Origin of the sequence: Acrocarpospora corrugata (assembly GCF_009687845.1) — a bacterium.
In the GTDB taxonomy this organism is placed as follows: domain Bacteria; phylum Actinomycetota; class Actinomycetes; order Streptosporangiales; family Streptosporangiaceae; genus Acrocarpospora; species Acrocarpospora corrugata.
Genome location: NZ_BLAD01000095.1, coordinates 23796 through 50684 on the forward strand (window position 1 = coordinate 23796; position 26889 = coordinate 50684).

The 26889-nt window shown below is 67.6% G+C and carries 26 protein-coding genes; 13 read left to right on the plus strand and 13 right to left on the minus strand.

All coding sequences use genetic code 11. The features are described 5' to 3' along the window. The first annotated feature begins 54 nt into the window (after positions 1–54). Positions 55–927, plus strand: coding sequence for an SIR2 family NAD-dependent protein deacylase (locus Acor_RS35915; RefSeq protein ID WP_170317246.1), 873 nt, complete (start codon positions 55–57; stop codon positions 925–927). Positions 928–966: 39 nt separating this feature from the next. Then, positions 967–2733, plus strand: a complete 1767-nt coding sequence (locus Acor_RS35920) for an nSTAND1 domain-containing NTPase (RefSeq protein ID WP_340163131.1) — start codon at positions 967–969, stop codon at positions 2731–2733. On the opposite strand, the gene Acor_RS35925 is transcribed toward Acor_RS35920, so the two are convergent. Next, positions 2717–3784, minus strand: coding sequence for a pentapeptide repeat-containing protein (locus Acor_RS35925; protein WP_155341236.1), 1068 nt, complete (start codon positions 3782–3784; stop codon positions 2717–2719). The two genes, Acor_RS35920 and Acor_RS35925, sit on opposite strands and share 17 nt — an antisense overlap. 240 nt (positions 3785–4024) lie before the next feature. Here Acor_RS35925 and Acor_RS35930 point away from each other — a divergent pair, with 240 nt between their 5' ends. Further along, complete coding sequence (locus Acor_RS35930) at positions 4025–6319, plus strand: M48 family metalloprotease (protein WP_155341237.1); 2295 nt, start codon at positions 4025–4027, stop codon at positions 6317–6319. Here the strand turns inward: Acor_RS35930 and Acor_RS35935 are convergent. Both Acor_RS35935 and Acor_RS35940 read right to left on the minus strand, forming a co-directional pair. Next, positions 6297–7511 (minus strand): hypothetical protein, encoded by a 1215-nt coding sequence (locus Acor_RS35935; protein ID WP_155341238.1) that lies wholly within the window; start codon positions 7509–7511, stop codon positions 6297–6299. The genes Acor_RS35930 and Acor_RS35935 overlap by 23 nt on opposite strands. 27 nt (positions 7512–7538) lie before the next feature. Further along, the gene (locus Acor_RS35940) at positions 7539–10241 is read right to left on the minus strand and encodes a CHAT domain-containing protein (RefSeq protein ID WP_155341239.1); all 2703 of its coding nucleotides are present in this window, start codon (positions 10239–10241) and stop codon (positions 7539–7541) included. A gap of 262 nt (positions 10242–10503) precedes the next feature. Between Acor_RS35940 and Acor_RS35945 the strand changes: the two genes are divergently transcribed. Then, entirely contained in the window at positions 10504–13401 is a 2898-nt protein-coding gene (locus Acor_RS35945; RefSeq protein ID WP_170317247.1) for an AAA family ATPase, read from the plus strand. A gap of 33 nt (positions 13402–13434) precedes the next feature. Beyond that, positions 13435–14451, plus strand: coding sequence for a DUF4124 domain-containing protein (locus tag Acor_RS35950; RefSeq protein WP_155341241.1), 1017 nt, complete (start codon positions 13435–13437; stop codon positions 14449–14451). A 61-nt stretch (positions 14452–14512) separates the two neighbouring features. Here Acor_RS35950 and Acor_RS42520 read toward each other — a convergent pair whose 3' ends face one another. Then, on the minus strand, positions 14513–14662 hold the full coding sequence (locus Acor_RS42520) for a GPGG-motif small membrane protein (RefSeq protein ID WP_170317248.1): 150 nt from the start codon (positions 14660–14662) through the stop codon (positions 14513–14515). Positions 14663–14828: 166 nt separating this feature from the next. Between Acor_RS42520 and Acor_RS35955 the strand changes: the two genes are divergently transcribed. Both Acor_RS35955 and Acor_RS35960 read left to right on the plus strand, forming a co-directional pair. Further along, positions 14829–15524 carry a ThuA domain-containing protein gene (locus tag Acor_RS35955; RefSeq protein WP_155341242.1) on the plus strand — a complete coding sequence of 232 codons (696 nt, stop codon included), beginning with the start codon at positions 14829–14831 and terminating at the stop codon, positions 15522–15524. Between the two features lie 124 nt (positions 15525–15648). Beyond that, entirely contained in the window at positions 15649–16743 is a 1095-nt protein-coding gene (locus tag Acor_RS35960) for a Gfo/Idh/MocA family protein (protein WP_155341243.1), read from the plus strand. 290 nt (positions 16744–17033) lie between these two features. Here Acor_RS35960 and Acor_RS35965 read toward each other — a convergent pair whose 3' ends face one another. Genes Acor_RS35965 through Acor_RS35975 form a run of 3 tightly spaced genes read right to left on the minus strand, consistent with a single transcriptional unit; the run spans position 17034 to position 19380 of the window. Further along, entirely contained in the window at positions 17034–17309 is a 276-nt protein-coding gene (locus tag Acor_RS35965; protein WP_155341244.1) for a hypothetical protein, read from the minus strand. Between the two features lie 19 nt (positions 17310–17328). Beyond that, positions 17329–17679: an MmcQ/YjbR family DNA-binding protein gene (locus Acor_RS35970; protein ID WP_174876242.1), complete on the minus strand. Its 351-nt coding sequence runs from the start codon at positions 17677–17679 to the stop codon at positions 17329–17331. 33 nt (positions 17680–17712) lie between these two features. Then, on the minus strand, positions 17713–19380 hold the full coding sequence (locus Acor_RS35975; protein WP_155341245.1) for a serine/threonine-protein kinase: 1668 nt from the start codon (positions 19378–19380) through the stop codon (positions 17713–17715). A gap of 238 nt (positions 19381–19618) precedes the next feature. Here Acor_RS35975 and Acor_RS35980 point away from each other — a divergent pair, with 238 nt between their 5' ends. After that, entirely contained in the window at positions 19619–19978 is a 360-nt protein-coding gene (locus Acor_RS35980) for a peptidase inhibitor family I36 protein (protein WP_155341246.1), read from the plus strand. 56 nt (positions 19979–20034) lie between these two features. Here the strand turns inward: Acor_RS35980 and Acor_RS35985 are convergent, their stop codons facing one another. Together Acor_RS35985 and rpmG are read right to left on the minus strand one after the other, a co-directional pair. Further along, a complete protein-coding gene (locus tag Acor_RS35985; protein WP_155341247.1) occupies positions 20035–20277 on the minus strand; it encodes a type B 50S ribosomal protein L31 in 243 nt (80 codons plus the stop codon). A gap of 3 nt (positions 20278–20280) precedes the next feature. After that, positions 20281–20445 carry a 50S ribosomal protein L33 gene (rpmG, locus tag Acor_RS35990; protein ID WP_155341248.1) on the minus strand — a complete coding sequence of 55 codons (165 nt, stop codon included), beginning with the start codon at positions 20443–20445 and terminating at the stop codon, positions 20281–20283. Between the two features lie 120 nt (positions 20446–20565). On the opposite strand from rpmG, the gene Acor_RS35995 reads away from it, so the two are divergent. From Acor_RS35995 to Acor_RS36015, 5 genes are all read left to right on the plus strand, one after another. Then, the gene (locus Acor_RS35995) at positions 20566–20766 is read left to right on the plus strand and encodes a hypothetical protein (RefSeq protein ID WP_155341249.1); all 201 of its coding nucleotides are present in this window, start codon (positions 20566–20568) and stop codon (positions 20764–20766) included. A 109-nt stretch (positions 20767–20875) separates the two neighbouring features. Then, positions 20876–21460 carry a hypothetical protein gene (locus tag Acor_RS36000; protein WP_155341250.1) on the plus strand — a complete coding sequence of 195 codons (585 nt, stop codon included), beginning with the start codon at positions 20876–20878 and terminating at the stop codon, positions 21458–21460. Positions 21461–21490: 30 nt separating this feature from the next. Next, positions 21491–22246, plus strand: a complete 756-nt coding sequence (locus Acor_RS36005; RefSeq protein ID WP_155341251.1) for an alanyl-tRNA editing protein — start codon at positions 21491–21493, stop codon at positions 22244–22246. Between the two features lie 54 nt (positions 22247–22300). Then, positions 22301–22609 (plus strand): hypothetical protein, encoded by a 309-nt coding sequence (locus Acor_RS36010; RefSeq protein ID WP_155341252.1) that lies wholly within the window; start codon positions 22301–22303, stop codon positions 22607–22609. Between the two features lie 208 nt (positions 22610–22817). After that, entirely contained in the window at positions 22818–23675 is an 858-nt protein-coding gene (locus tag Acor_RS36015) for a PASTA domain-containing protein (protein ID WP_155341253.1), read from the plus strand. Here the strand turns inward: Acor_RS36015 and Acor_RS36020 are convergent. The 4 genes from Acor_RS36020 to Acor_RS36035 all read right to left on the minus strand — a co-directional run bounded on the left by Acor_RS36020 (position 23644) and on the right by Acor_RS36035 (position 26750). Next, complete coding sequence (locus Acor_RS36020) at positions 23644–24321, minus strand: hypothetical protein (RefSeq protein ID WP_218034691.1); 678 nt, start codon at positions 24319–24321, stop codon at positions 23644–23646. The two genes, Acor_RS36015 and Acor_RS36020, sit on opposite strands and share 32 nt — an antisense overlap. Further along, the gene (locus tag Acor_RS36025; protein ID WP_155341254.1) at positions 24318–24986 is read right to left on the minus strand and encodes a class I SAM-dependent methyltransferase; all 669 of its coding nucleotides are present in this window, start codon (positions 24984–24986) and stop codon (positions 24318–24320) included. The genes Acor_RS36020 and Acor_RS36025 overlap by 4 nt, the downstream gene beginning before the upstream one ends. Before the next feature lie 18 nt (positions 24987–25004). Then, entirely contained in the window at positions 25005–25865 is an 861-nt protein-coding gene (locus tag Acor_RS36030) for a helix-turn-helix transcriptional regulator (RefSeq protein ID WP_246239588.1), read from the minus strand. Positions 25866–25994: 129 nt separating this feature from the next. Beyond that, on the minus strand, positions 25995–26750 hold the full coding sequence (locus Acor_RS36035) for an SDR family NAD(P)-dependent oxidoreductase (protein ID WP_155341255.1): 756 nt from the start codon (positions 26748–26750) through the stop codon (positions 25995–25997). Positions 26751–26889: the final 139 nt, after the last annotated feature.

Below are 26889 nucleotides of genomic sequence, written 5' to 3' on the forward strand. Positions count from 1 at the left end.
GCGGTTTCTGACGGCATAATGGCCAGATCGGGTCACCTGGCTGCGGAGTACCGTGTGGACGAAAAGGACTGGAACCGGCTGGTCCATCAGCTACGCCACGGCGACTGCACGCCTTTCCTGGGCGCGGGCGCGGTGGCGGGCACGCTGCCGACCGCCCGTGAACTTTCCGAGGATCTGGCCGCACGTTACGACTATCCGTTCGGCGACTCGCACAACCTGGCGCGAGTAACCGAATACGCCGTCGTCTCCCAGGGCTACGACTCCGTAGAGACCAAATTCGCGTTCGCCGACCGCTTGAATCACTATCCACGGCCGCTGGCCGAGGCACACGAACCGCATACCGCGCTGGCCGCCTTTCCCATCTCCGTGTACATCACGACCAACTACGACGACTTCATGTTGAACGCGCTGCGGGCGGCGGGGAAGGCTCCCCAGCTGGCGATCTGCCCCTGGAACGAGCCGCGCTGGGATGAGGAAGTCCAGCTGGCAGCCTGGGATCCCACGCCCGAGCAACCGCTGGTCTTTCACCTCCACGGGCAGGCCCAGTCCCCCAGTTCACTCGTTCTCACCGAGGGTGATTATCTGGATTTCCTGATCCGGCTGGCCGAGGACCGGAGCACTGGGAAAGGGGAACTGCTGCCGCCGACGGTGCTGCGCGCGCTCACCACGCAGCCGTTGCTCTTTCTCGGGTACGGGGTGCAGGACTGGCCCTTCCGCACCGTCTTCCAGGGTTTGCTGCGGACGATGCCTTCCATGAACAGAAGGCGAAGCATCAGCGTCACGCTGATGCCGCCGACCTCGTCGCCGGGCCAGCATGACGCCGTCAGGAGGTATCTCGCCAAATACCTCGACGGCTGGAACATCAGCATCTACATAGGTACCGTCAAGGAATTCTTCAGAGAATTGCATCAGCGGGCGGGCGGTTAGACGACCGTGCCCGCTTCCTTTCCTCTGGACCACCCCTACGTGGGGCCTCGGCCCTACTCCTGGGCGGATCGGACTCAGTTCTACGGCAGGAAGCACGAGAACAGGCGGGTCCGAGACCTCTGGGAAGGGTCTCGATTCTTGGTGCTCCACGGTCCGCGAGGGTGCGGAAAGTCCTCGCTGCTGGCTGCCGGAGTCATGCCGGCCCTGAACGACAGCAACGTGGTGCTGCCGATCGGGCGGATTTCGCTGGGGGCCGGTGGGGTCACTCCGAATCATGGCATCGGCAATGTGCACACCTTCTCCTTGTTGTCCTGCTGGTCTCCGGAACAACGGCCCGTCGAGATCCAGGACATGACCCTCGTCGACTACTTCAGGAACCTGCCGTCCAGCCTCGACGAATACGGCGAGTCCCGGACCGTGCTGGCGGCGATCGACCAGTTCGAAGACCTTTTCACGGCCTATCCCGGGCGTTCCGCGGACCGCGTGGAATTCATGGACCAGCTCTCCACGGTCATGCAGGAGTGGCCCACCCTGCACGTCCTGGTCACACTCAGGGACGAGTTCTATGCGGATTTCCTGGCCTATGAGGACAAGCTGCCCCGGCTTGAACTGGCGCGCGAACGTCTCCTGCCGCTGTCGGCGTACGGGGCCGTACAGGCGATCACGGGCCCGCTCGGCGGCACAGAACGGTTCCTCGCGCCCGGCCTGGTGGAGTCCTTTGTCGCGGACCTCTCCTCCCAGCGATTCTCCGACGGGCTGGGAGATTCGGTCACGATATCCACGGACAGAGTCGATCCGATCCGCCTGCAGACCGCGTGCTCGACCTACTGGACCAGCCTCAACAGTGACCTGCACCAGATCGAGGCGGGCCATCTCCCGGCGTTGAGTGAACCGCGGGAGGAACTCCTCGCGTGGTACCGGGCGGCGGTCGCCCGGGTGGCCGGCCGGCTCGACCTGTCGGCTCACCTGCTACTGGCCTGGGTCAGCGCCACCTTCCTGGCGCACGATGGGCGCGCGCGGTGCGCGCTGGAAGGCCCGGCCGCGACCAGGGGGATGGCCCACCACGTGCCCGCCGCCTTGGAGCGTGAGAATGTTCTGGTCGCGCACCACCGTCTCGGCTCCCGCTGGTACGGCCTGGCGCACGCCTTGCTCGCGGAGCCGGTCAGGGTGGCGCTGCCCGGAGGCTGCGGCGACCATCCCCAGACCTGGCGTCACCTCGCCGCCGCCGAAGACGCCTGGAGCCAGGGAGCCGCCGCTGCGGCCCGCTATCAGTGCACGATCGGCCTGAAAGCGGCGACGGAGCCGATGGCCGTCATCGACCTGCACGCCCTGCTCGGTCTCATGGCCGACGTGGACAGCGACCTGCCGACCGCGAGATCTCACTACGCCGAGGCGCTCAACGTCGCCAAATCCACCCAGGACACGGCACGCACCGTGAATCTGGCCCTGGCCATGGGCCGCCTCGAACGCAAGGCCAAGCAGGCGGCGAGCGCGATCGCCTGGCACCAGCAGGCGGTGGACCTCGGCCCGTCCGATCCCCGCGCGTTCCGTGAACTCGGCGCCAGCTGTTACGAGGCGGGCGATCGCCGCGAAGCCCTTGAGGCGTACAACGCCAGCCTGGTTCTGGACGCCCGCTCCTTCGAGGCGTTGGAGGCCACGACCGGCCTGCTGATCGATCTCGGCTGTGACCGGGAGGCGGTGGAGCAGGCCGCGCGGGCACTATCGGTGGCCCCGGACCCGGTGGCGGCCGCACGGATCAAGGAGCTCCGGCTGGTCGCGCAGCGGAGAATCAGTCAGGGGAACTGAGCCAGCCAGGTGGGAGATCGACGCCACGGGACTTCCTGGCCGCGTCGGCAAGACCGCGTGGTGCCTGGCCGGTCGCGAGCCTGAAGTCGGTCCGGCCGTCGGCACCCACCGTCAGCCCGGCGAAACTCGCCACACCGGTGCCGAATTCAGCGCCGGCGAACATGATGGTCCCTCGGGCCACTGTCGCCGCGTCGAAGTCGACGCTTCCCGACAGAAACTTCGCCCTGGAGAAGTCGATGTCCGCCGAGAGGTGCGCCCGGCGGAATTGAACCCGCGCACCCACGACGACGATGTCCGCGAAACTCACCGCGCCAGTGAAGATCGCCCTCGTGAAGTCGACCACTCCGCCGGAGAAGGTCACACCCGCGAAGTCGTCCTCGTCGAATTCGACATAGCTGAAGTCGAAGTCGTATCCGTGCCACGAATTCGGCGCCTCGTCCCGGAGGCGGGCGGTGACGATCCGGAGGATGGTGCGGCGGATCTCCCGCATGGCGCCGAACTCCAGGACGTCGGCGGGGGATGGCTGACCCTCGGTCAACGCCCGGTTGGGGACACGGAGGAAGGCGCACAGCACGTCGATCATGGTTTGCCGTAGTCCCCTGCTGGGCGCCTCGTCGGCCAGCCCGGCCAGCGCGTGAATCCCCGCCAGCCGTACCGCCGGGGAGTCGTGACCGAGCTGATCGGCGGCGGTGGCGAAACGCTCGTTGAACAGCTTGGTGTCCTCGCGGCGTTCGGCGCGCTGCTGGCGACGTTCCGCGGCTTCCAGGACCTTCTGCCGCCGGTACGCGACGACCAGCGCGATCGTCCCGCCCACTCCAGCGATGATCCCGAAGCTCAGTTTGACCAGGTCGAGCAGACGAGCCAGCGGCAGGCCAGCCGTCCCGACTGCCGCCAGCGCGGGAAACCCCATCACCCACAGCGACGCGAGCAGCAGCCCTGCCCCCAGGGCGACAGCGCCGGTCAACGCCAGCGCCAGCACGGGCCCGAGCCGGGCAAGCCGGGGTTCCGCGACCGCCTCCACCGGATCGGCCAGTTCGGTCTTCTTCGCCACCCAACCACGATGAGGCATCCGTACCGAAATGTCTGCCCAACCAATCGTGGATCTGTTGACCGAATAGAGGTCTTGACTAGCGGACGGAGGCTGTGAATAGGTTGCCGCCTCTATTTGGCGCCAGTTGATAACCGCAGGGATTGAGTCGGTGTTGTAACGAATGCAACGTTCCAATAGTTAAGGGGTGGCATTTCGCGATAATGGTGGCGGTGTTGTTGGAGCCTATGTGCGGAGGGCTTCATGGATGTGGTCGCTGTCTGGTCGCGGCGGATCGCGGCGGACGTCACTCCCGGGGAAGTGGGGGTGGCGGAGGTCGTGGGGGCGGCCTATGTCGCCGGCGGGAAACGGCGGCGGGAGCTGTTCGGCCGCGGGGGTGGCGGCGAGCCGGGTGGGTTCGGGGCGGGGCTGGGGCCGGGGGATCTGGCGCTCATTCTGGATGCGCTGCGGTTCACGTCCGATCATCTGCTTGACCTGGTCGTGGAGAATCCGCTGGCCAATCTGATGGTGTTGCTCGCCATGCGGCAGGGGATGCGGCGGCGGGGGGTTCCGGCGGCGGGAGCAGTACAGGATGAGGGGTTCGATCGGGTTGTCGGGGGGTTGGAGGAGCGGCTGCGGGCGCGGGGGGTGGCTGCGGAGCGGGCCGAGGAAATGACCTATGAGACGTTGAAGGTGGTGTTTCAGCCAGAGCGGGATGCGGCGGAGATCCGGGCGTTTCTGGGGGCTTTGTCGGGAAGTCAGGCGGCTGAGCGGGTTTCCGCGGAGCGGCTGCCGGCACGGCGGGAGGACGGGCCGGGATGGATGTTGCCGCCCTGGCTCTGGCTGTATTTTCTGGGGATCAGCGCGCCGTCCATGCCGGCACTGGTGGATAGCGTCCAGGAGGATCTGGACGGGATATCCAGTCTGGTCGGGTATCTGACAGCGGGAGCGCGGGAGGCGGCGGAGACGCTGCTGACGGGGACCGGGCTTTTTGAGCTTTTTCCGGCTTTGCTGCTCTTGTCAGGAATTTTGGGGGTGCTGTTTCCGGGGGCCCGGGGGCGTTGGGCGGAGCGGCGCCATCGGCTGCGGGTGAGCACGGATCCCGCCGTCCTGGAGATGACCGCGCTGGTACGGCGGCACGCGCCCGGCATCGAACTCCGGCTCGGCGAACGGCTGGACCGGATGGCGCGGGTGTACCCGGTGGGATGGCGCGAGGCCCGGATCGCGATATATCCGCCGATGCTGCGAATGTGGCATACGGATCGGGACGCCGCCACGGCGGTGCTGCTGCACGAGGTCGCGCATCTGCGGCAGGGCGACCACCTGATCGTCGGGCTGGCGAGCCCGTTCGTCTGGCTGGTACGCGGCTGGAGCGTGCTGCTCACGGCGTTTGTGGCGATTCCGGTCGTCCTGTACCTGTTCACCGATGACCCGGCGGCGCGGATGGTCGTGGCCTCGCTGCTCCACGACACGATGTCGGTGCCGATCGCGCTGGTCCTGCCGGTGGCGGGACTCTGGGTCGCCGAACTCAGCGCCGACCGGTTCGCACTCCAGGAAGCCGGACCGGACGCGCTGCGGCGCGCGCTGGGGACGACCGGGCGACGCGGTTTCCTGGCCGGAATCGGGGCTCTGCTCAACTCGCTCACCCATCCGCCGCGCGCCCTCCGGCTGAAGGCCGCCGCCATGTGGCCCGGCGGCACCGCGGCCTTCGCGGCCCTGTGGCCCGCCGCCGTCCTGGTGAGAATCGCGTTGATCGCCCTCTACGGGGTCCTCGCCCACCAGTTGAACGGCTCGTCCTTCGCCGAGGCGTTGAGCACGGTCGGCACGGGCATTCTGGATGATCTGTCCGGCGCGCAGGTCGTCCTGATCGAGATGCTGGTGCTCCTGGTCAACTGGCCGCTGCTGGCCCCGCTCTGGATGCGCATCTGGACGCCGGTGCCGGCCGCGCGGCAGCGGTTCGCGCCCTATCTGGCGTCGGCGCTGGTCCCGGCGGTCCTCGCGGTGGGCAGCCTGACCGGCGGCGACGTGCCGCCGGGCCCCGGGCCGGTGCCTCCCGCGTCCACGAGCGCGGCGGCGCAGCCGACGAGTGCCAGTCCCGAAGCACAGCCGACCGAGGAGCGTACCGAAGCCGTGGACACGCGGCCGTGGGCCGGACGGCAGTTGCCGGTGCAGTTGCGGTTCACGAGTGCGCAGCCGCTGATGCAGCTGTCGGGGCCGTCGCAGGCGCTGGGGTCGGCGGTGAGCTGGCTCGGGGCCGGGATCTGGCGGGCGGAGCGGGACGGGCGGTTGTCGTTCGAAAACCTGGCCGGGCGGACCGACATCCGGCCGGGTGAGGGATTCTGGCTGCGCATCGGTGACGTGATCACCTTCTGGATGGCCGTCGAGATGGACGTCGACGGCCGCCCGGTCACCACCGAGATCAACGGCGAGATCAACCTGGCCACCAGCGCCATGGACGCGACCTGGATGCCCAAACTCACCTCGGGCGACCCGGCTCAGCTGATGACCGCGCCCACGTTCCAGATCAGCAGCACGGTCAGTGTTGATCCGGCTCCCTGACGGGGACGTGGATCCAGCAGTGCTCGGTGAAGCCCTTATCGGGGACCACGGCCGTGATCTGGTTGAACCGCCAGGTCGGATCCCCCTCGAAGGCGCTCATGACGGACTCTTCGTAAATATCGTCGGAAACGATGACGACGTGGTAGCCGGAGGCGGTGGCCAGGGCTTCCTTCGCGGCCGCGGAGTCGCGCATGCGGCAGGCGCGGATGATGCTGTGGCCGCCGTACCCGTTCGCGCCCAGCAGGACGACGCCTTCGTCGAGGGCGACCCGCATCCGTACCACCAGTTCGGGGCGGACCGGGCGATTCGCGGCGGCGAGCCCGCTGGCCAGCTCGCGCAGGAACCAGCGCACGACCCGCGGCTCGTCGATGCCCGGGGGCATCACGACGAGCCGCCCGTCGCCCTGCTCCTGGACGTGGCAGCCGCGCATCGGCCGGAGCGCCGCCGCGAGCGCGCCGTCCAGCACCCGGACGAGAACCTCCTGCAGCCGTAGCTGCTCCCCCGGCGGCCGTTTGCTGTACGCCTCGATGTCCACCGCGACACACAACCGCCGGGCCCCGCTCACAACCTGCGGATCCGGGTCAACCGGCTCCCTGACCGACATGACCGGCGAATACGTGCCGTCCACCAGGCTGAGGACGAACGGCTGCCGTTCCGGCGTGGCCGCCTCGACCTCCAGGCCCAGCTCGGGGTCGGCCAGTTTCGCGGACACGGCGATCGTCCCGGTCAGCGAGGTCACCCCCGGCGGGACCTGCAACAACACCCGCGCCACCCGGCTACCGTCGGTCAGCCCGGCCGACCCGGCGGCCGGGCGCAGCCGCCAGCGGAATTCGGCCCGGCCGTCCCCGAACGTGGTCAGATTGCCCAGCGCGTCCGCGTCGTCGTAACGGCTGGCCGACAGCTGCCGCCCGACGACCTCGCCCCCGTCCAGGGAGACCTCGAAAACGGCCTCCAGATACGTCATTCCCTCGGTCGGTTCCTCAAGGTCGAACGGGAAGAGCAGTTGCAGATACGACCAAAGGTGCGCGCCGCGCGCCGCCGCGACCTCCGGCGGCAGCTCCTCCGGCGCGACATCCAGCACGGACGGCCGCCCCAGGCTGATCGCGGCCTCCCGGTTGAACCGGGTCCCCGCCCCCATCAGCGGCTCCTCGGCCCCCAGGTCGAGCTGGACAAGCACGTCATATCCATTCACGCGACACCTCCTGGTTCGGTTACACGGTCACTGCGGCAGCCCGAACAGGGTGAAAGCCGCCCAACTCTGCGGCGACGCCGCCACCATCGAACACTGCGCGGCCCGAAGCGCCTGCGCGGTGCCGAGCGGTGTGTTCAGGTGTACGTCGTGGAAGCGGCGAAGCAGCCGCAAACTGTCCCGCTCGATGACGGGCCACAGGGTCATCAGCACGGCCACCGGTCCGGCGCTCAGGAACGCCCGGCTCAGCCCGATGACGCCGTCCCCGGTGACCTGCCCCGACCCGGTTTCGCAGGCCGCGAGCACGACGAGCGGAACCGGGAGGTCGAGCGTGTGCACGACGTCCGCGGTCAGCTTGCCGGACGCCAGCGCGACAAAGGACGCCATCGGGTCGGCCGGCAGCGCTTCCGCGTGCGAGGCCAGGCAGAGGACGCCCGGGCGGCGGGAGACTCCGTCCAGCAGCGCTACGTCGGTGGCCTCGGCTCCCCGATAGATCTCCGCCTCGGCGAACAACTCGCTCACCACCCGGAAACCGTTCCGCAGGATCGGCAGCCGCCGATATCCCGCCGGCATCGGCTCCGGGTCGACGAGCGCGCAGATCCGCGAAGGCTTCTCCCCGCTGGTACGGCGGGCCAGCAGCGGCGGCAGGATCGAGGCCGCCGGGAGGACCGTGGTGGCGTGGCGTTCCACCAGATACTTGCCGTCGGCGTCGCGCAGCGCGTGGAACGGGACGCTCAGCAGTGCGTCGTGGGGCACCAGGGTGACGACGGTCTCCGGGTCCTCGGGCAGCAGGTGCGCGATCGGATCCCAGAGGATCTCGCCGAGCGCCCGGAACAGGTCACGTACCCGCAGGTCGTCGACCTTGGTGACCCGGAACCAGTGCTGCAACTCCTCGGTCAGTGCGGTGAGCGCGGGGCCGTCCACCTGGCTGTCGACGGTTTCGACCGTGCCGTCGGGGTCTGCAACGAAGATGATGAGGCGGTCCTCGAACCGGAAGTATTCGACGATCGGCCTGTCGTATTCCGCCAGGAGCGCCGTCATTCGGGCGGGAGTCAGGGCCGGTGCCGCGTCCCTGCCGGTCATCAGGTCGGCGAACGCCCGCGCCCGCGCCATTTCCGAAGCGGCCAGGGCGTCGATCGGCGCGCCCAGGTCCAGCATCGTCCCGACCAGGCATCCGTGCAGCTCACGGGCCTGCTCCATCATCAGGATGCGTTCCCAGTCGGTGACGATCCTGGCCCGCCATTGCTCGATATATCGCCCGAGCCGGGCGATCACCTCCGTGTTACTCGCCCGGAACAGCCGCGCGTTCCCGACCGGATCGAGCCGCTGAAGGTACCCGCGATAGTGCTCCAGCCGCGCGACCGCCCCGGTGAGCACAACCGCCGCATTCTTCACGACCATGACCAGCCCAGCGTCATCACCCTGCCGGACAGCGCCACCATGCCCAGCCGCGACCCCGTTCCCTGCAACGTCGCCGCGCCCAGCCTCGTAACCGCCCCCCGCAACATCACCGTTCCCTGCAACGTCACCGCGCCCAGCCGCGGCCCCGTTCCCCGTAACGTCGCCGCGCCCGGCCGCGTAACCGCCCCCCGCAACATCACCGCGCCCAGCAACATCACCCCGCCCAGCCGCGGCCCCGTTCCCCGTAACGTCGCCGCGCCCGGCCGCGTCGCTGGACGGCAGGGCAGCCCCGATGTGCGAATCATCGCGGAACGGCGCTTCATCGCCGGAGGGCTGCGCGCCTGCCGGCGCCGAAGATGGCGCGCTGTTCGCCGGGGGGAGTGATGCCGCCTGGGCCAGTCGGCGTTCCCATTGTTGTTCGTGGGCGTCGAGTTCTTCTGGGGAGGCGCCGGATACCAGGCGGGCGAGGAGGGCTTCACGGTTGGTGCGGAGAGGGTGGGTTGGGGGGAGTATGTGGAGGTCGGCGGCCAGGGCTTCGGAGATGCGGGCGCGTAGGTGTGTGGCCAGGTGAGTGAGTTCGCCGGCTACTGCGGAGACTTCTCGGGTGAAGGTGGGCAGGTCGGATGGGGCTCGGTCGAGGCGGGCCAAGCGGGCGGTCGCGGCTTCGATTTCGGTGCTGGACTTGCTGAGGGGTGAGCCGAGGTGGCCGGAGGACGCGAGTGCTTCGATGAGATGTCGGTCGAATGCGAGGGACTCGTTCACATCGTGCAGGAAGCGCCGCCAGGCGCCGGTCACCAGTTCGCCGAAGCTGATCTCGCGACGTAACTCGGTCGCGTCGTGCAGGCCCGCCATGAGGGCGGAAAGGTCCCCCAGGGCGAAATTTCGGGATATGCGCTGGTCGAGGATTCTCAATCGCGCGAAGACCGATCCCGGTTCGTCCTCCCCCGATTCGTCGCCGGCGGAGGGTACGCGCCGGCCGTGGTCGTTATTTGGGTCGCCGGGAACGGAGCGCTCCAAAGTCGCCGCGGCGTCGTCGGATTCGGCGTTGATGGTGGCTTCGTAGTGGGTTGGGCGGCCGTCGAAAGTCAGGCCGGCCAGGGTGACCGTGCCACGCAGGGCTGAACCGTTCACGTGGAGGCGTGCCGTACCCGCCGTGGCTTGGAGGGGGAGGTCGAACGCTGTCCCCATCGGACTCGTCACCGTGTTCCACCACATGGGCGGAGCCGTCGGCGCGTGAAGTGCGCCGAGAGTCGCCGTTATGCCGGAGCCGTCCGCCGTGAGGTCGGCGTCTTCGTCGCCGGATATCACCCAGGTCAGACTGCCGGGTTCCATCCCGGGAGAGTTCAACAGGAATTGCGGAGAAAGATCCCACTCGACGGTTATGCCGACAGCAGGACAGGGAACCCCGTCGATCACAGGCGAGGCCGTACCCGCAAAGCGCCACCCGGAGTGAGACTCTGGCCGTTCCGCCACGATTGTTGATCGTAGAGAGTTACGTCCAAGTACGCCAGGTCCGACCAGAATGCTCCGCCTTCAATCCTGTTCAGCGGTTCAATCGGGGAGTACGGCGGATGTCACGAAGGCGAGGCGACACGTGCGAAACGAACCCGACGGCGCTGGGATCGTCGCGAAAAGTGGATTTGTCGGGCGGGAGCGTGAACTCGCCCTGCTCAAACAGGCCTGGAAGAGCACCCAGAACAACGAGACCCGAATCATCAGTATTGAGGGCGATCCGGGCATCGGTAAAACCGCATTGATACGTCGATTCCTCCGCGAAATCACCCCGGAATCTCTCGTCTGGGCCAGCGGTGACGAAGCCGAAACCAACCTCCCCTGGGGCGTACTTTCACAAATCGCTCAGGTATTGGGAACGCCGGGCGGCCCGTGGGAGGCCCGCGCCGATCCCGTCTTCGTCGGCCCGGCCCTGGCCCGGGAACTCCAGGACTGCAAGGACTTGGTCCTCGTCATCGACGACGCCCAGTGGGCGGACCGCCTGTCGCTGGCCACGCTCCGCCTGGCCGCACGCCGCCTCCTCGCCGACCCGATCATGCTCATTATGATCCACCAGACCCCCGCCGCCCTCGATCGCCTCGTCCACGACCACCCGGCCCCCGACCTGGACGACGGCTGGCGCCGCCTGTTCGACTCCGACCGCGGCCTGCGCATCCCGCTCACCGGCCTGCCGGCTCCCGACCTGATCCGCCTGGCCGTCGACTCCGGCCATCCCGGCCTCTCCCCCGGCGGCGCGGCCCGCCTCCACGCCCACACCGACGGCCACCCCCTGCACGCCCGCCACCTGCTCGCCGAACTCCCCACCCACGCGATCAGCTACGGCCACGGCCCCCTCCCCGCCCCCCGAACTCTCGCCACCGCGATCAGATCCCGCCTGGCCAGATGCGCCCCCGACACGTACGCCCTGGTGGCCGCCGCCGCCGTCCTCGGCAACAAGTCCACCCTCACCGCACTGCGCGACCTGACCGGGAACCCATCCTGGGACGCCATCGCCGAAGCCGTCGAAATGCGGCTGCTGGAGGAGGTTCCCGGGTCAGCGGGGCTCGAACTCGGGTTCCCCGGGGCGATGGTCAGGGGCCTCGTCTACCACGAGGTCGACCGGGGCCGGCGGCGTGAGCTGCATCGGCGTGCGGCGGCGCGAGGCGGGGCAGGCGCGCTGTGGCACCGGATCGCGGCCGCGGACGGCCCCGACGAAGAACTCGCCGACGACGTCGAACGAGAGGCACGCACCCAACTGGCACACGGCCAGATCCCTTTGGCCGCCACCCAGTGGCGACATGCTCTGGAACTGACTCCACCGGGCGCGACCCGCGCCCCCCGGCTGCTGGGCGCGGTCGAAGCCCTGCTCGTCGCCGGCGACATCGCCACCAGCCTGGAGTACCAGGGAGAGGTCGCCGCGCTCGGAGACGCAGGTCGGGACGGGATCGTCCAGGAATCGACAGGCAGTGGGCCGGAAAGCCGGAATGAGATTGTCGGGGAAGCGGCAAGTGGCATCGGACGGTGGGCCGACTATGTGGTCGGATATCAGCTGATGTTGACCGGGCATGTCGCCGAAGCCGCGGCGACGCTGCTGCGGGCGTTGGGTTCGGCCGAGCGTCATTCGCGGGAACCGGTAGATCTGGAAGCCAGAATCGCGTCTCAGCTGGTCATCATCGGCGTGCTCACCGTGTCGTACCCGGAAATGGTCGAGCACGCCACGACAGCGGTACAGAAGGCACGGGAGCCGTGGGTTGCGGCGTTCGCGTGGTTTGCGAAGTCGCTTGCGCTGGCGGTGGTCGGGCGGGGTGGGGAGGCGCTGGACGCGCTGGCGGGGGTGGACGCGCCGGGGGCGCCGTCCGGGCTGGACGGGCTGGTCGCGAGGGGAATCATCCGGCTCTGGACCGATGATCCCGCGGGTGGCCGTGATGATCTCGCGGCCGCGGTGAATCGGGCCGCGCGGGGCGAATCGCTGCGGGTGGGGCAGGCGCTGGGGTTTCTGGGGGAGGCCGAGTATCGGCTGGGAGCGCTCGGCGAAGCCGTCCTGCACGCGGAGCTGGCGGTGGGTGACGCCGAGGACAACGGGCGCATGTGGGATTACGCGATGTTGCACGCCATCGCGTGTTATCCGCTGGCGGCGCAGGGGGCGTGGGAGCGGGCCGAGGCGCATGCGGAGCAGGCCAGCAGGTGGGCCCGGCTGGTGGGGACTCCGGCCGCGGTGGTCTACGCGGCGATGGCGCAAGCCGTACTAGCGCAGGCCAGGAATGATCCGGCGTGGCTGCTGGTCGCGGCGGAGGAGGTGGCGAACATCTATCCGACGCCGGAGCCGGGCACGCACCTGTTCGGGCCGGTCCGCGCGGACGCGCTCGCCCAGCTGGGGCGGATCGCCGAAGCCGAGGCTGCGCTGGCGGCGTTCCAGGCCAGGCTCGGGACGACCAGGCGGGGGTCGATCGAGATGTGCGCGGCCCGGGTACGCGCCCAGATCGCGACCGCGTCCGGACGGCATCACGACGCGTTGCACGAATGCCGTATCGCCCTGCAGATCGCCCGCGAGATCGGGTTACGCCTGGAGGCGGCGCGGATCGAGTTGCTCACCGGCAGGTGCCAGCACGCGCTCGGCCGTCGCGCGGCGGCCGAGCGGTCCTTCCGTTCAGCGATGGAACACTTCACCGCGATCGGCGCGAACGCCTACGTCACCCAGACCCTGGACGCCGCCCACGCGGCCGGCCTGACCCTGGACGCGCCCCCGGCCGCGCTCGGCTCGCTCACCCCGGCCGAGCGCGCGGTGGTCACCCTGGCCACGGCGGGGAACTCCAACCGGGAGATCGCCGAACGCCTGGTCCTCAGCGTGAAAACCGTCGAATTCCACCTCACCAACGTGTTCAGGAAGCTCGACATCGGCACCCGCGACGAGCTCCGCCGGGTGCTCCCCGAGCCAGGGTGGCCGCCCGAAATCCCTGGGGTCCGACCCGGAAGTCCCCGCCCGGTCCGCCACCTACGCTGAGCGCACATCCACCCGTAGGAGGCCTGACCCCTCATGCGCAGCCGCTCCATGATCGCCCTGATCACCACGGCGATCCTGGCCGTCCCCGGCCACTCGCTCGCCTCGACCCACCAGGACCCCACCAACGGCTTCTCCGCGAAGGGGCCGTGGAATACGAAAATCCCGCGCCATGTACGGCTTGCGCCCAACTCCCAAGCCATCGTCAACAACATCAAGCTCGACAAAGAGCAGAATTTCGGCTCGTGGGCCATCAACACTGACGAATACTCGGCCCCCATCTACAAAGTCGGCCGCCACACGCCCAAGAAGAAGTGGACGTTCTCCGACTGCCTGAACCTGCCCCACCTGGCCCCGGTGATCGCCGACAGCCTCGCCGCCGTCCCGACCCCGGCCGACCTGATCGTCTCCAAGGGCACCGACGCCTCGGTGGCGATCTACCAGCCGTCCACGGACACGTACTGGGACTTCTGGCGGGCCGAGAAGGACGCCGCCGGGAACTGGTCGGCGTGCTGGGGCGGCAAGATCGAGCGCTACTCCAAGAACCCCGGTATCTTCACCAACCCGCTGGGCGCGACGGCCACCGGCCTGCCGTTCGGCGCGTTCTCCATCCGGATCGAGGAACTCCGCCGGGGCCGCATCGACCACGCGCTCAACATCGTCACGGTACGAACCCGGGCGAACTGCAACTCCTGGCCGGCCACGCGCAACGATGGCTGGGTCGAGGGCGCCGACATCCCATGCGAGGGGCAGCGTTTCCGGCTGGATCCCACTTTCGACGTGAACACGCTGACCAGCCCGGCTGCGCGGACGATCGCGCGGGCCATGCAGGAGTACGGCCTGATCATGACCGACAAGGGGGGCGCGCTCGTCACGTACGCCGAGGATCCCCGTCCGTACATGGCCGCCAACGGCGGCGTCGACCCGTACACGCTGCTTTTCGACCCCACTGACCTGGTCCCGGACGGTTCCGAGAAATACCTGGTCCTGTCCGAGATCCCGGTCGAGCGCCTGCAGGCCCTCCCCATGGACTACGGCCGTCCCCGGCCGTGATCAACAGGTCCGGGCGGCGGGCCCCACAAGCCGCCCGGACCGCACGGCGACCGGTCCCTCGCTAGACGTGGAAAATACTGACGCCGCCCGGTCCCACCAGCAGGCCGACGACGATGAGGACGATCCCCCAGAGGATGTCCCGACGAGCCAGGATGACGTAGATCCCGGCGATCACGAGTACTACGGCGATAAGCCAAAGCAGAGTAGCCATAGGCTCCCACTGCCCTGAGCAAGAGGCCACTAACTCACCCAATCGGAATAAATAGGCATATATCACCCCTGGATCCGCCCTAAGCTTCCTGCGGCGCTGGGGGTTCAACTGATCCACTTATTAGGGGATAATTCCGGCAGAAGATCCTCCCGACCGGATAGGCCTCGTGAACGAGAACCGGAACGCGCTCGTGGTCCGCGGCGGCTGGGAAGGACACCAGCCGGTCGCCGCCACTGACCTGTTCATCCCCTACCTCCGCGATCAGCAGTTCGACGTACGGGTGTCCGACTCGCCGGAACCGTACGCGGACGCCGACTACATGACCACCGTCGACCTGATCGTCCAGTGCTACTCGATGGGCGAGATCACCGCCAAGGAATGTGCTGGCCTCTCGGCGGCGGTGGCCGCGGGCACCGGCCTGGCCGGTTGGCACGGCGGCATCGTGGACGCGTTCCGCGCCAACCCGGACTATCTGCACCTGGTGGGCGGCCAGTTCGCCTGCCACCCCGGGAAGCTTCCGGACGAATGGGTGCCCGACGCCCCGGACAACTGCTTCATCCCCTACCGCGTGACGATGCTCCCCGAAGCCGCCGACCACCCGATCACCGCGGGCCTGCCCGACTTCGACCTGGTCACCGAGCAGTACTGGGTTCTCACCGACGAGTACAACGACGTCCTCGCCACCACCACGCACCCGGCCCGCGCCCCCTGGCATCGTGAGGTCGTCGCGCCCGCCATCTGGACCAGGAACTGGGGCGAGGGCCGCGTCTTCGTGGCCACACCGGGCCACGATCTGGACGTGCTCCGCGAACCCACCGTCCGGACCATCATCGAACGCGGCATGACCTGGGCCAGCCGGTAACTCACATCACGGCATGACCTGGACCAGCCGATAACGCACATCGCCGCATGACCTGGACCAGCTGATAACGCACGATCGCGGCATGACCTGGGCTGGCCGGTAGCACGATCAAGGAGGAGATGGCGTGGTCAAGCCAGTGAACGTGGGAATCGTCGGGTGTGGGGCGATCTCCGCGGCGTACACGACAACGATCGCCCGGCTCGCCGGGCTGCGCCTGACCGCCGTGGCGGACCTCGACGCCGCCCGCGCCCGGGCGACCGCCGAGGCCAACGGCACCCGCGCCCTGTCGGTGGCCGAACTGCTCGCCGACCCCGACGTGGACATCGTCCTCAACCTGACCATCCCCGCCGCCCACGCCGACGTCGCCCTGGCCGCCATCGCCGCCGGCAAGGACGTGTACGGCGAAAAGCCCTTGGCCACCACAAAGGCAGAGGCGCTCCAGGTCCTCCAAGCCGCCGACACCGCCGGAGCACGCCTCGGTTGCGCCCCCGACACCGTCCTCGGCACCGGCGTCCAGACCGCCCGCTGGTACGTCGACAACGGTCTGATCGGCAGACCCGTCGCCGCCACCGCGATCATGAACCACCCCGGCCACGAACGCTGGCACCCCAACCCCGACTTCTACTACACCCCCGGCGGCGGCCCCCTCTTCGACATGGGCCCCTACTACATCACCGCCCTGATCACCCTCCTCGGCCCCGTCAGCAAAGTGATCGGCGCCGCCAGCCGCACCCGCTCCGAACGAACCATCGTGACCGGCCCCCGCGCGGGCACGACCGTACCTGTCACCACCGACAGCCACGTCACCGGAATCCTCATCCACGACTCCGGCGCCCTCTCCACCCTCGTCATGAGCTTCGACTCCGCCGCGACCCGCGCCCCCAACATCGAACTCCACGGCGAGCAGGCCACCCTGCACCTCCCCGACCCCAACCATTTCGACGGCGAAATCCACGCCCACCCAGTCGGCGGCACCTGGACCTCCCTCCCCACCCGTGCCGGCTACCAGGACGCCGCCCGCGGCTACGGCCTCGCCGACCTCACCACCACCCCACCCACCCAACTCCCCCGAACCTCAGCAGCCCTGGCCCTCCACGTCCTCGACATCATGGAGTCCCTCCTCACCTCCACCACCACCGGCCAGGCAACCGCACTGACCACCACCTGCGACCGCCCCCCACCGGTCCCCCTCGGCCCCCTGGAACCCCGAACAGAATGAGCGGGCCACCGAGTATCCGGTCGCAGATGGAGACCGCGGCCGACCCGGACGCCTGGCCCGGGCGACTCTTGAGTACGCGCGTCCGGGACATGGAGCGGTGGCAGGAGCAGCTGCGACGACCCCTGGAACGTGCCTCGGGTAGCGCGTTTCTGCGTGTCCGGTTGGCGGTGGAGTGGCCGGCGGCCGCAGCGCACCCGGGGAGTCGCCAGACGAGCGAACCCCGCAGTCAGGCGGCGAGATCGGGGGATTCCGCGCCATTTCCGACGCCCCCTGGAGTCGTCGCCCGGCGGTCAAGCGACGAGGTTTGGAGGTTCGGTGTCATTTCTCAGGGTGATGGTGATTCGGCGGCCGTTGGCGTAGCTGTTCACGGGGCGTTGGAGGGTGTCGCCTACCCGGCGGGCGATGCGCTGCCAGCGTTCGCGGCTTTCGGCCGTGTCGGCGGTGATGCTGAAGGTGCCTGAGGCCGTGAGGTGGCGGATCACCTCGTCGGTCATGACGGCCAGGAAGCGGAGTTCTTCCTCGTTGGTCAGGGGTGTCGTCTGGACTCGGGTGTGTTCGGGGGTCACCGGGAGCTCCATGGAGGGATCAGGGGTGGTCGTCGAAGCCGTGGATTTCGAGGAGGCGTTTGGGGGCGGTGAGGCGCCAGGCCTCGGTGACGAGTTCGAGGAGTTCCTCGCGGTCGATCTTCGCGAGATGCACGACGACCCAGCCGAACCGCCCGGCGGTGAACTGGATCTCGAAGATATCGGGTCGTTCGGCCACCAGAGCTAACTGCTCCTCAATCGTCGCCTTCAGCCCCAACGTCTGGGTTCTCTCCCAGATATAACCGAAGCCCTTGCCGCGCACCTTCAAGGAGACCCACTCGCTGCTGTGCCCCTGCGTGACCTCGGGCAACTCGGTCAGCATCTCCAGCAGCTCATCAATGCTCACACCCATGGCCCAACATCTACCAGACGCCTCCGACAACTCTCAGCCGCTCTCGTTGAGCATGCCCAGCGAGATGGGCCGGTACTGCTGCCGCCAGACCACCGTCGCCGCCCACCCGGACCACCACGCCGCCGCCAGCCCGCCCACCTGGGCCAGGAGGAGGACTGCGGGCAACCGGAGCAGGGGCGTACCGGACCAGAGTTCGATCAGGCCGACGGCCATGCTGACCAGGTAGGTGGCCGCGCCGACCAGCGGCGCGACGGCGGCGACCGGGCTGAGCCGCCAGGTGATGACGCTGAGGTAGCCGAGCCAGACGCCGCCGCCGATCACCGCGATCTGGAGGGAGGCCGAAGCGGCGAGCAGCACGGCCGCGGCGGCGAACGGCAGCAGGGCGCCGCCGACGAGCGCCCAGCGTTGCCAGCCCACGTCGGGCGTGAGCGATTCGGGCAGCGACGGCACACCCAGGACCAGCAGGGCGACGAGGACGGGCGGCAGAACGAGCATCCCCTGGATCGGCAGCGGCACGGAGAGCGCGACGAGCAGCGCGGCCGACATGGTCAGCAGGGCGGCGGCGAAGCCCGCCTGAGCTCGCGGATCCTTCAGACCCAGCATGATGAAGATACGAGATTTCCGGACATGTCGGCCGGTGGCGGGGGTGCGGACGACGTCCGGAGTGCCGTACGTCGCCGCGAGCCAGGCGGCCCAGCGGGCGGCGCGGTCGCGGACCAGAGCGGTGCCCCGATCCCATCCGGTCGCGCCATGCGCACCCCGCCTGCGCCGAAGCCCATCGATCGCCGCTTCGGAACCCACCCCAGCGACCGGTTCGCGACGAGTGAACCAGGCGAAATCCCCCGAAGGCACAGCCTCCGGAACCTGCGGAATCTCCCGTTCCAGATCCGCGACCGCGATCGTCAGCAGCTCGACGGCCTCCTCGGCGGTGATCCGCGAGGCCCGATCCCGCCGCAGCAGCCCGAGAATGACGGGACGGAGCAGCCACGTCCGCTGCACCGGCGGCGGCCCCTGATGCATCGTGCCCACCGGATCCGCCCGGTCATACGGCGGCGCGCCCTCGACCGCCGCGAACAGCGTCGCCCCGAGCGACCAGAGATCGCTGTCCGCGGCCCCCTCCTCGCCCCTGATGCGCTCCGGCGACAGATACGACAACGACCCCACGAGCTCCCCGCGCGTGTTGATCATTGGATCTCCGGACGGCGGCGCGATGCCGAAATCCGACAGCACCACCTCGCCATCGGCGCCGAGCAGGATATTTCCGGGTTTCACCGCCAGATGCATGATTCCCGCCGCATGGGCGACCCGTAACGCGTCCAGCACCCGCAGCACGATCCGGGCGGCCTCCCGCTCGGTCAGCGGCCCCTGCCGCGCCAGCCGCTCCTCCAGCGACTCCACGTCGAGCAGTTCCATGACGATCCACGGCCCGTCCGTGTCGTCGACCACGTCGTGCACCCGGATCACCGACGGATGCCGCAGCCGCGCCGTCGCCCTGGCCCAGCGCCGGATCCGGCGGGCCGCCTGCTCCCGGGCGTCGCGCCCGGCGTGCACCGGCACATGGACCCGTTTGAGCGCGACGTCCCGATCGAGCACGTCGTCGTGGGCCTGCCACACCGAACCCGTGCCACCGCTTCCCAGCTTCCGTACCAGCCGATAACGACTGGCGACGGCGCGGGCCTGCCTCACTCCCGAGTCCGGCATGTCCCGGAAATTACACAGACGGCCGCTCTACGTCCAGACTCTTCGAGTCAATGTCTCGCTGAACCTTTCATCAGGCGTCCCACCCGTACGCAATAAGCCAGGTCAGGCCGACAGAGCAGGTGACACCCCATACACCGAAATTTCCTAGCAAATTGGTCGGTCGCCCGACTATCTCACTCCTTGGCCGCCGCCACCGCGCCCTGATAAGACCGGCATCAATCAACCAACAGGAGGCGTCATGCCGGGAATGTGGGTCCGAACCGCCCTAGCCGTCACCGCAGCCATCGCCTTGCTGCCAGCCCCGGCTAGTGCGGCCAGTCCATGCCCGTTCCCCGGTTCCCTCTGCGTATACGACGGCCCGGGATTCACCGGCGCGGTCTTCACGGCCAGCGCGCTCACTCCGGCCGGCGTATGCGTCAACCTCAGCGCTCACGGCTGGGGCGGCGGCCGGGTGAAATCCGCCGTCAACCGCAACGCCAAAACCGCCGTACTCTACGCCACCACCAACTGCACCAACGGCGGCCCATTCCAGTACGTGTTCCCCAACCAGCTCGTCTCCCCCGTCGGCCTCTCCGCCAACAGCGTCTACGTGTATTAGCCCGCCGGCTTTCAAAAGCCCAGGGTCACGCGCGTGACCCTGGGCTTTTTCTCGTCCTAACGGCCGTAACGGCGGCGGAACTGCTCGACGCGGCCCGCGGTGTCGAGGGTCCGGCTCTTCCCGGTGTAGAACGGGTGACTCGCCGAGGAAACGTCAACGTCCACCACCGGATACGTCTTGCCGTCCTCCCAGACGATCGTCTTGGCGCTGTTGACGGTCGAACGGGTCAGGAACGCGAACCCCACGCTCGGGTCGCGGAAGACCACCGGATGGTAGGACGGGTGAATGTTCTTCTTCATCGGTCATCGCTCCTCTCGGAAGAGCACGTGCTTACGGACGATCGGGTCGTACTTCATCAGCGTCAGCCGATCCGGGTGCTCCCGGCGGTTCTTGCTGCTCACGTACGTGAACCCGGTCCCAGCCGTCGACCGGAGTCTGATCACCGGCCGGAGGTTGCTTCTCGCCATCGGTACTCCTTCCAGGCGGTGAAATGCTCTGGCAACCGTTTTCATTCCCAGTCGCGTACCCACACGCCGGAGCCGCTGGAATTGGCTAGCTTTGAAGCCAGCCCCCGGGAGGAGAAGGCCATGATCTGGCACCGCCTGAGCACCAAACAGCAGGACCAGGCGACCGATTTCGCGAACGAACTCCGCGTCCTCGGCGTCCCCGACGCCGAACCCCGCCAGTGCGGCGAACACCTGAACAACTGTTTCCAGTGGAAACGTTCCGAGATCACGCTCACGCAGCTCTGCCAGCAGGCGGGCTGGACCATCCCCACCGACCGCTGACCCCGGCCCCGAACTGGGCCTCTCTCCCCACGTTACGCCCCGCGCCATGATCTGGTATCGGCCGACGGGTCGTGCGATCTTGAGAGGGCCCCCGACTCCGGAGCCAACGATGTCCAACCCGTACGGGTACGAAGGCCAGACTTACGGCCCGCAATCCGGGTACGGCTATCCGCCACCCCCACGCGCCGGCAACAACGCGCTTCTCATCGTCACCCTGCTCACGGTCGCCTTCCTCATGTTCGCCGGCGGCGGCTACACCCTTTTCGCGGTCCTCACCGACGACCCCTCCGACCGCCGGCCCACGACTCCGGTGGAAACCCGGGAAGCCGTCATCCAGCCGAGCCAGACCCCACCCGAATCGCAGCCCACCCAGAATTCCCCGTCCCCGCCCCCCGCCACGAACGGCCAGGTGCTTCTCTCCGACAACGGCACCACCAACAAGACGACCGCGCAATTCACCGTCGACGCGACCTGGCAGATCCACTACACCTACGACTGCTCCGCCAACCCGATCGGCACCGGCCACGTGTCCGCCGCCATCAAGTCCGGCGCCGAAACCATCGACACCCCGCTCACCGAGATAGGCACCAAGGCCGACAAGACCACGCCGCTTCAGACCCGCCCGGGAACCTTCACCCTTGAGGTCACGTCCATCCTGTGCTCCTGGACGATCGAGGTAATCGACGTTCCCTAGCCTCATCGAATGCTGAACTAGGCTTCGGGGATGGACGCGCACGGCCGTACAGAGCGGCTTGAACTCGCTGATCAGAATCTTCGGGAATGGGAAGCGACGGTTCTCGACGCCACGCCCGAGGGCATTGTCCTGAACCGGTCGGCCTTCTATCCCGGTGGCGGTGGCCAACCGGCGGACGAGGGCACGCTGCTGTGGCAGGGAGTCGAAACCCGGATCGCCGGAGTACGCAAGGGCGACGACCTCTATCTGATTCCCGCCGAGGGTGACCCGCTTCCCGCGATTGGAACCGTCGTTCGGGCCGCCCTGGTCGACGAACGCCGGTCGGCGCTCATGCGGACGCATTCCGGCCTGCACGTCCTCTGCGGCGTGGTCTTCCGCGACTACGGCGCGCTCGTCACCGGCGGCAACATGGAACCCGCCACGAGTTCCCAGACGGGGATCGTCGGAACCGCCCGGATGGATTTCAACCTGCCCGAGGTTCCCCCCGGATTCAAAGAGGCCGTCGAGGCCGCGTGCAACGCCGAAATCATCGCCGACCGCCGCGTGGACATCCGTGTCCTCCCCCGCGATGACGCGTTCGCGATCCCGGACATCATCCGCACCGCGACGAACCTGATCCCCGAGAACGTCAAGGAGATCCGCATCGTCGACATCGTGGGCCTCGACTGCCAGGCCGACGGCGGCACCCACATCGCCTCGACCCGCCAGATCGGCCGCATCCGCGTCGCCAAAATCGAAAGCAAAGGCAAGGGCTTCCGCCGCGTACGCCTGGAAGTCGGCGACTAAAAGAAACCCCGCAAAGTATCCCAAATGTGACCACTCAGCATTAGCGTGATCACCGTGCGCAAATTGATCACCGCGACCCTTGCCGCAGGAACACTGCTGCTCGCCGCCGGCACCCCCGCCTTTTCGGCCACCTACGCCCATTCGCACGCCGCCTCAGCCGCTTGGTGCAAAAAGAAGCAACCCTCAGGCAAGTACTACTACGCGCACAAGAAGCACTGGGACTGCGTCTCACCGGGCGCCTACTGCGCCAAATCCCAGTACAACGACTACGGCTACTCCATGCGGGCCGCCGCCCACACCAAGCGTTACAAATGCGTCCGGTACCCCAGCAACACCTGGCGCTGGAAGCCCGTCAACGCCTGACAACTCACGGAGATCGCGCACCCGATCGGCGCCACTGTGCCATTTGACCGCTTTGCGGGCCTATTAACCAATAGATCACGCAACCGTGAATATGCGCCCAGGTAAGCGTTCCGCGGATTTCTCACGACAATCGCAATCTCATAACGCACGGCAACCTCGCATCACCAAGAAACGTCTCTCTCAGGCATCCCCAATTCCTGGAGCGACAATGTCAAACCCGTACGAGCCCCCGCATTACAGCCCACTCGAAAGACTACAGACCCACCCCGGGCCACCAACCACCTACGACCACCCACCACCCCCACCCAAACAGCGCAAAAGGCGCACCCTCCCGCTGATTCTCGGAACCGTCCTGGCCCTGGCCGGTGGCTACATAGCCTTCAACGGCACCACCAGCGACAAACAGCCGGCAGCAGCACCCACCGCCGCGCAATCCACCGAACCCATCTCCTCAGACGAACCCACCCCACCCAGCGAAACCACCACCCCCACAATCACCTTCGAAGTCGAGGGCAGTTCAGGCGCCGTCCGCGCCCAGACCATCACCCGGACCATCGGCTCCGACCTGAAGCAGGAAACAGCCGTACCACTCCCTTACTCGGTCACCGTGAACGTCGAAGACCTGACCGACCCCGTCTCGTTGTCGGTCGACAACGCCGACGACACAGGCAAGATCATCTGCCGGATCAAGGTCAACGGCAGAACGATCAGAGAAGACATCTCCACCGAAAAATTCGACCAATGCCACGCCCAGGCCTCCTCCGCCGACCAGCCACCCCCCGCGACGACCGATCCCGCCGAAGCCCAGCCCGCCACCCAAACCCAGGAACCACAGACCACGACCCAGGCCAACCTGCCATCCGTCGTGGGCATGAACCTCCAGCAGGCCCAAGACACGATGCAGGCCGCAGGCTTCTACCTCCTCCGCGACCGCGACGCCACCGGCCAGAACCGCTTCCAGGTCAACGACCGAAACTGGATAGTCACCCGCCAGGAACCCCCAGCCGAACAGACGGTCCCCATCTCCACAGTCGTCACCCTCTGGGCAAAGAAGATCGGCGAATAGCGTCCGAGCACGGCGTAGCCGCCAGGACGCCCACTCCGCTCCACGGTGTGTCGGCCGTGAGGACCAGCGGACTCACGCCGAGCGCTGAGGCTATCTCCGGGGCCAGCCCGAACGCGGCGCAGAGCCACTCTTCGTCATCCTCCACGGCCGGATCCCACCGGATTGGCAACCCCAACTCGATCCGCTTCGCCTGCTCCACGGGTAGGGGTTCGCCGAGGGCCAGCAGTTCGTCCCCCGGCTCCCCGGCGGCGGCGAACCGCCGTACCACCATGCCGTTCTCGGTCACGAGCCACGCCGAACCGTCGTCCTGCTCGCCGTAGTAGTAGGCGTGCGCCCGGCCATAACGTTCGCTGAGTTTCGTACACAGCCGGAGCACGTCTTCGCGCCGCTCAGCGCCGTAGGGATCACACCAAGCACCCATGACGAGCGTCCAGCCGCCGACTTCAGGTGTCACGAACACGCGGCCCAGATACCCATCGTGGCTGTCAGTGTCGATGATCTCCTCGGCGGCCGCGAACGACACGGGCTCGTGCTCGGTCAGCCCCAAGATCTCCATGACGCCCGCCTGATCGCCGGTGGAAACCGCGATCCAGTAATTCCAGCAGGCCGACAGCGGCTGGGGGTGATCATCTACGGACTCGTTCACGAACTCACCGTTCCAGACGGCCTGTGATGCCAGACCAGCGTGTACCGCCAGAACAGCCGACGACGCAACCGCACGCCGGGCAGTACTCGACTGGCTTCGCGGACGATATCGGGAAATGTCATGACCGCCGGTCGAGTCGGGGCGGTCATCGAGACCGGCCTGACGGCCCTGCGGCCCTTGTTCTTGAGCCAGCCCATAACCAGGTTCAGCGGAACGGCTGCGAGCCCCAGCAAATGATCATTCAGACTGTGCGCGCGGGACACGCCAACGATCACCAAGGTTCCACCGGGCGCCAACTGCCGGCGAAACAGGGTGATCGCGTCCGTGAACGGCAGATGATGAACCACAGCGACGCACGTGATCACGTTGTACGGACCGGGCGGCGTATCGGTCAGCGCGTCCCCAACCGAGAACCGCACCGAAGCCGAGAAGGTCGAGTCCCGCGCTCGGGCAACAATCGTGGCGTTGGCGTCGATTCCGTACACCGATTCGGCGCAGGTAGCCAAGAGCCGGGCCAGATCACCACTGCCAGAGCCGACATCGAGGGCCTTCCCGAACCTTCTCGGAAGCTGGCGCAGGATCCAGCGGTGATAGTGAGCGTTGTGGTCCCAAGGATGGGCGGCATTGAACCGGTCAAGCGCTTGAAGAACACGGGACGGTGTCATGCCGGTGATTCCACCAGGCTAAAGGTGCGGTTGGCGATCTCCGACCGCGGACAGGAGCTTGAGTTTCTCGTAGCTCTCGGTTCCCGGGGTCGCGGTGTAGACCAGGAGCGCCTGTCCCTGGTCGGGGTCCTGCAGCGCCTGGCAGTGCAATTCGAGAATGCCGAGGTCAGGGTGGCGGATGCGTTTGGTGTCGCTGCGAGGAATGCCGATCTCATGCGCACTCCACAAGGCCACGAACTCGGAACTCTGCTCCAGCAACGCGGTGACGATCTGCCCGGCACGAGAATCCGTACCCAGACGCGAATAGGCGGTGCGAAGCTCAGCGGTGAAGATCCGCCCATGCTTCGGATAGTCCTCTTCCGGGAAGATCCGACGCGCCAGCGGGTCAGTGAACCACCGGTAGAAGATGCTGCGCGCCAGGCCGGTGAAATGCGTCTCATCACCGACCAGAGCGACCGCGGGCCTGGTCTGCAAAAGCGCTTCCCCGAGCAGCGTAACGACCTGAGCAGGCGTATCGGCCAGCCGATCAAGAATCCGCATGATCGCTGGCGCGATGTGGTCGGTACGGGGATTCCGGCTCGGAGTATTGTGCCCAGCCATCCGAAAAAGATGATCACGTTCATCCAGCGACAAATGCAATCCCCGGGCAATCGACGCGAGCATCGGCTCCGAAGGCTGCGGTCCCCGCTGCTGCTCCAGCCGGCTGTAATAGTCCGCCGACATGCCACACAGCGCCGCCACCTCTTCGCGCCGCAGCCCGTGGGTACGCCGCCGCTGACCACGCGGCAACCCGACATCCTCGGGCTGCAGAGCCTCACGCCTTGTACGGAGAAAGTCCGCGAGTTGCGCTCGATCCACCAGCTCAGTCTTCCTGCTCATCGGAACTGCTCGAGCCACCAGACGGCACTGCGCAGCTCATTCCCCGGTTTCTCACACGCTACGGAGCAACCCGCGCGGCCAGCGACCTCAGCGTTGCGTGAAGGCCACACTCACATGTGGCCTGCACCGCTACAGGAAAGTGCCACCGGATGCTTCGACGCGCTGCCCGGTCACCCACCCGGTGTTCGGCGACAGCAGCGCCGCGATCACCCCGCCGATGTCCTCCGGCTGCCCCACCCTGCCCAGAGCCGTCTGGCTACCCAGCATCGCCTTGAGCTCCTCGTTGTCCCGAATCCGACCCCCACCGAAGTCGGTCGCCACCGGCCCCGGCGCCACCGTGTTGACCGAGATCCCACGCGGCCCCAACTCCTTGGCGAGGTAGCGCGTGAGCACCTCGACCGCACCCTTCATCGAGGCGTACGCAGCACCACCAGGCCCTGTGAAGCGGGTCAGCCCAGTCGAGATGTTGATGATCCGCCCACCATCGGCCAGATTCGGCACAAGCTTCTGAGTCAGGAAGTACACCCCCTTGAAGTGCACCCCCATGAGCAGATCGAACGCCTCCTCAGTCGTCTCCATGAACGACGCAGGCGCCGAAAGCCCCGCATTGTTGACCAGGAAGTCGAAGTCCTCGCGCCCCCACCGCTCCTTCAGCACCCCCCGCACCTGCTCCGCGAAGCCCTCGAACGACCCGATGTCCCCCGCATCCAACCGCAACGCCACCGCGACCCGCCCCAGCTTCTCCACCACCGCGACGACCTCCTGCGCCTCCTCCGGATGCGTCCGATAGGTGAAGATCAGATCGGTCCCGTCCTCAGCGATCCGCACAACCGCGTCCCGCCCCAGCCCCCGGTTCCCACCGGTAACAATCGCGATCTTTCCCATGATCCCAGCCCCTTCACAACGAGACAGCCCCCGTGTGACCTCCACACGAACCCAAACCGCCCGCCGTGATCAATCATTGGCCCACCACCAACCCAGATGAAGGGCGCACCTATCCAGGGAGCGCCGCTCCCCCCTACGC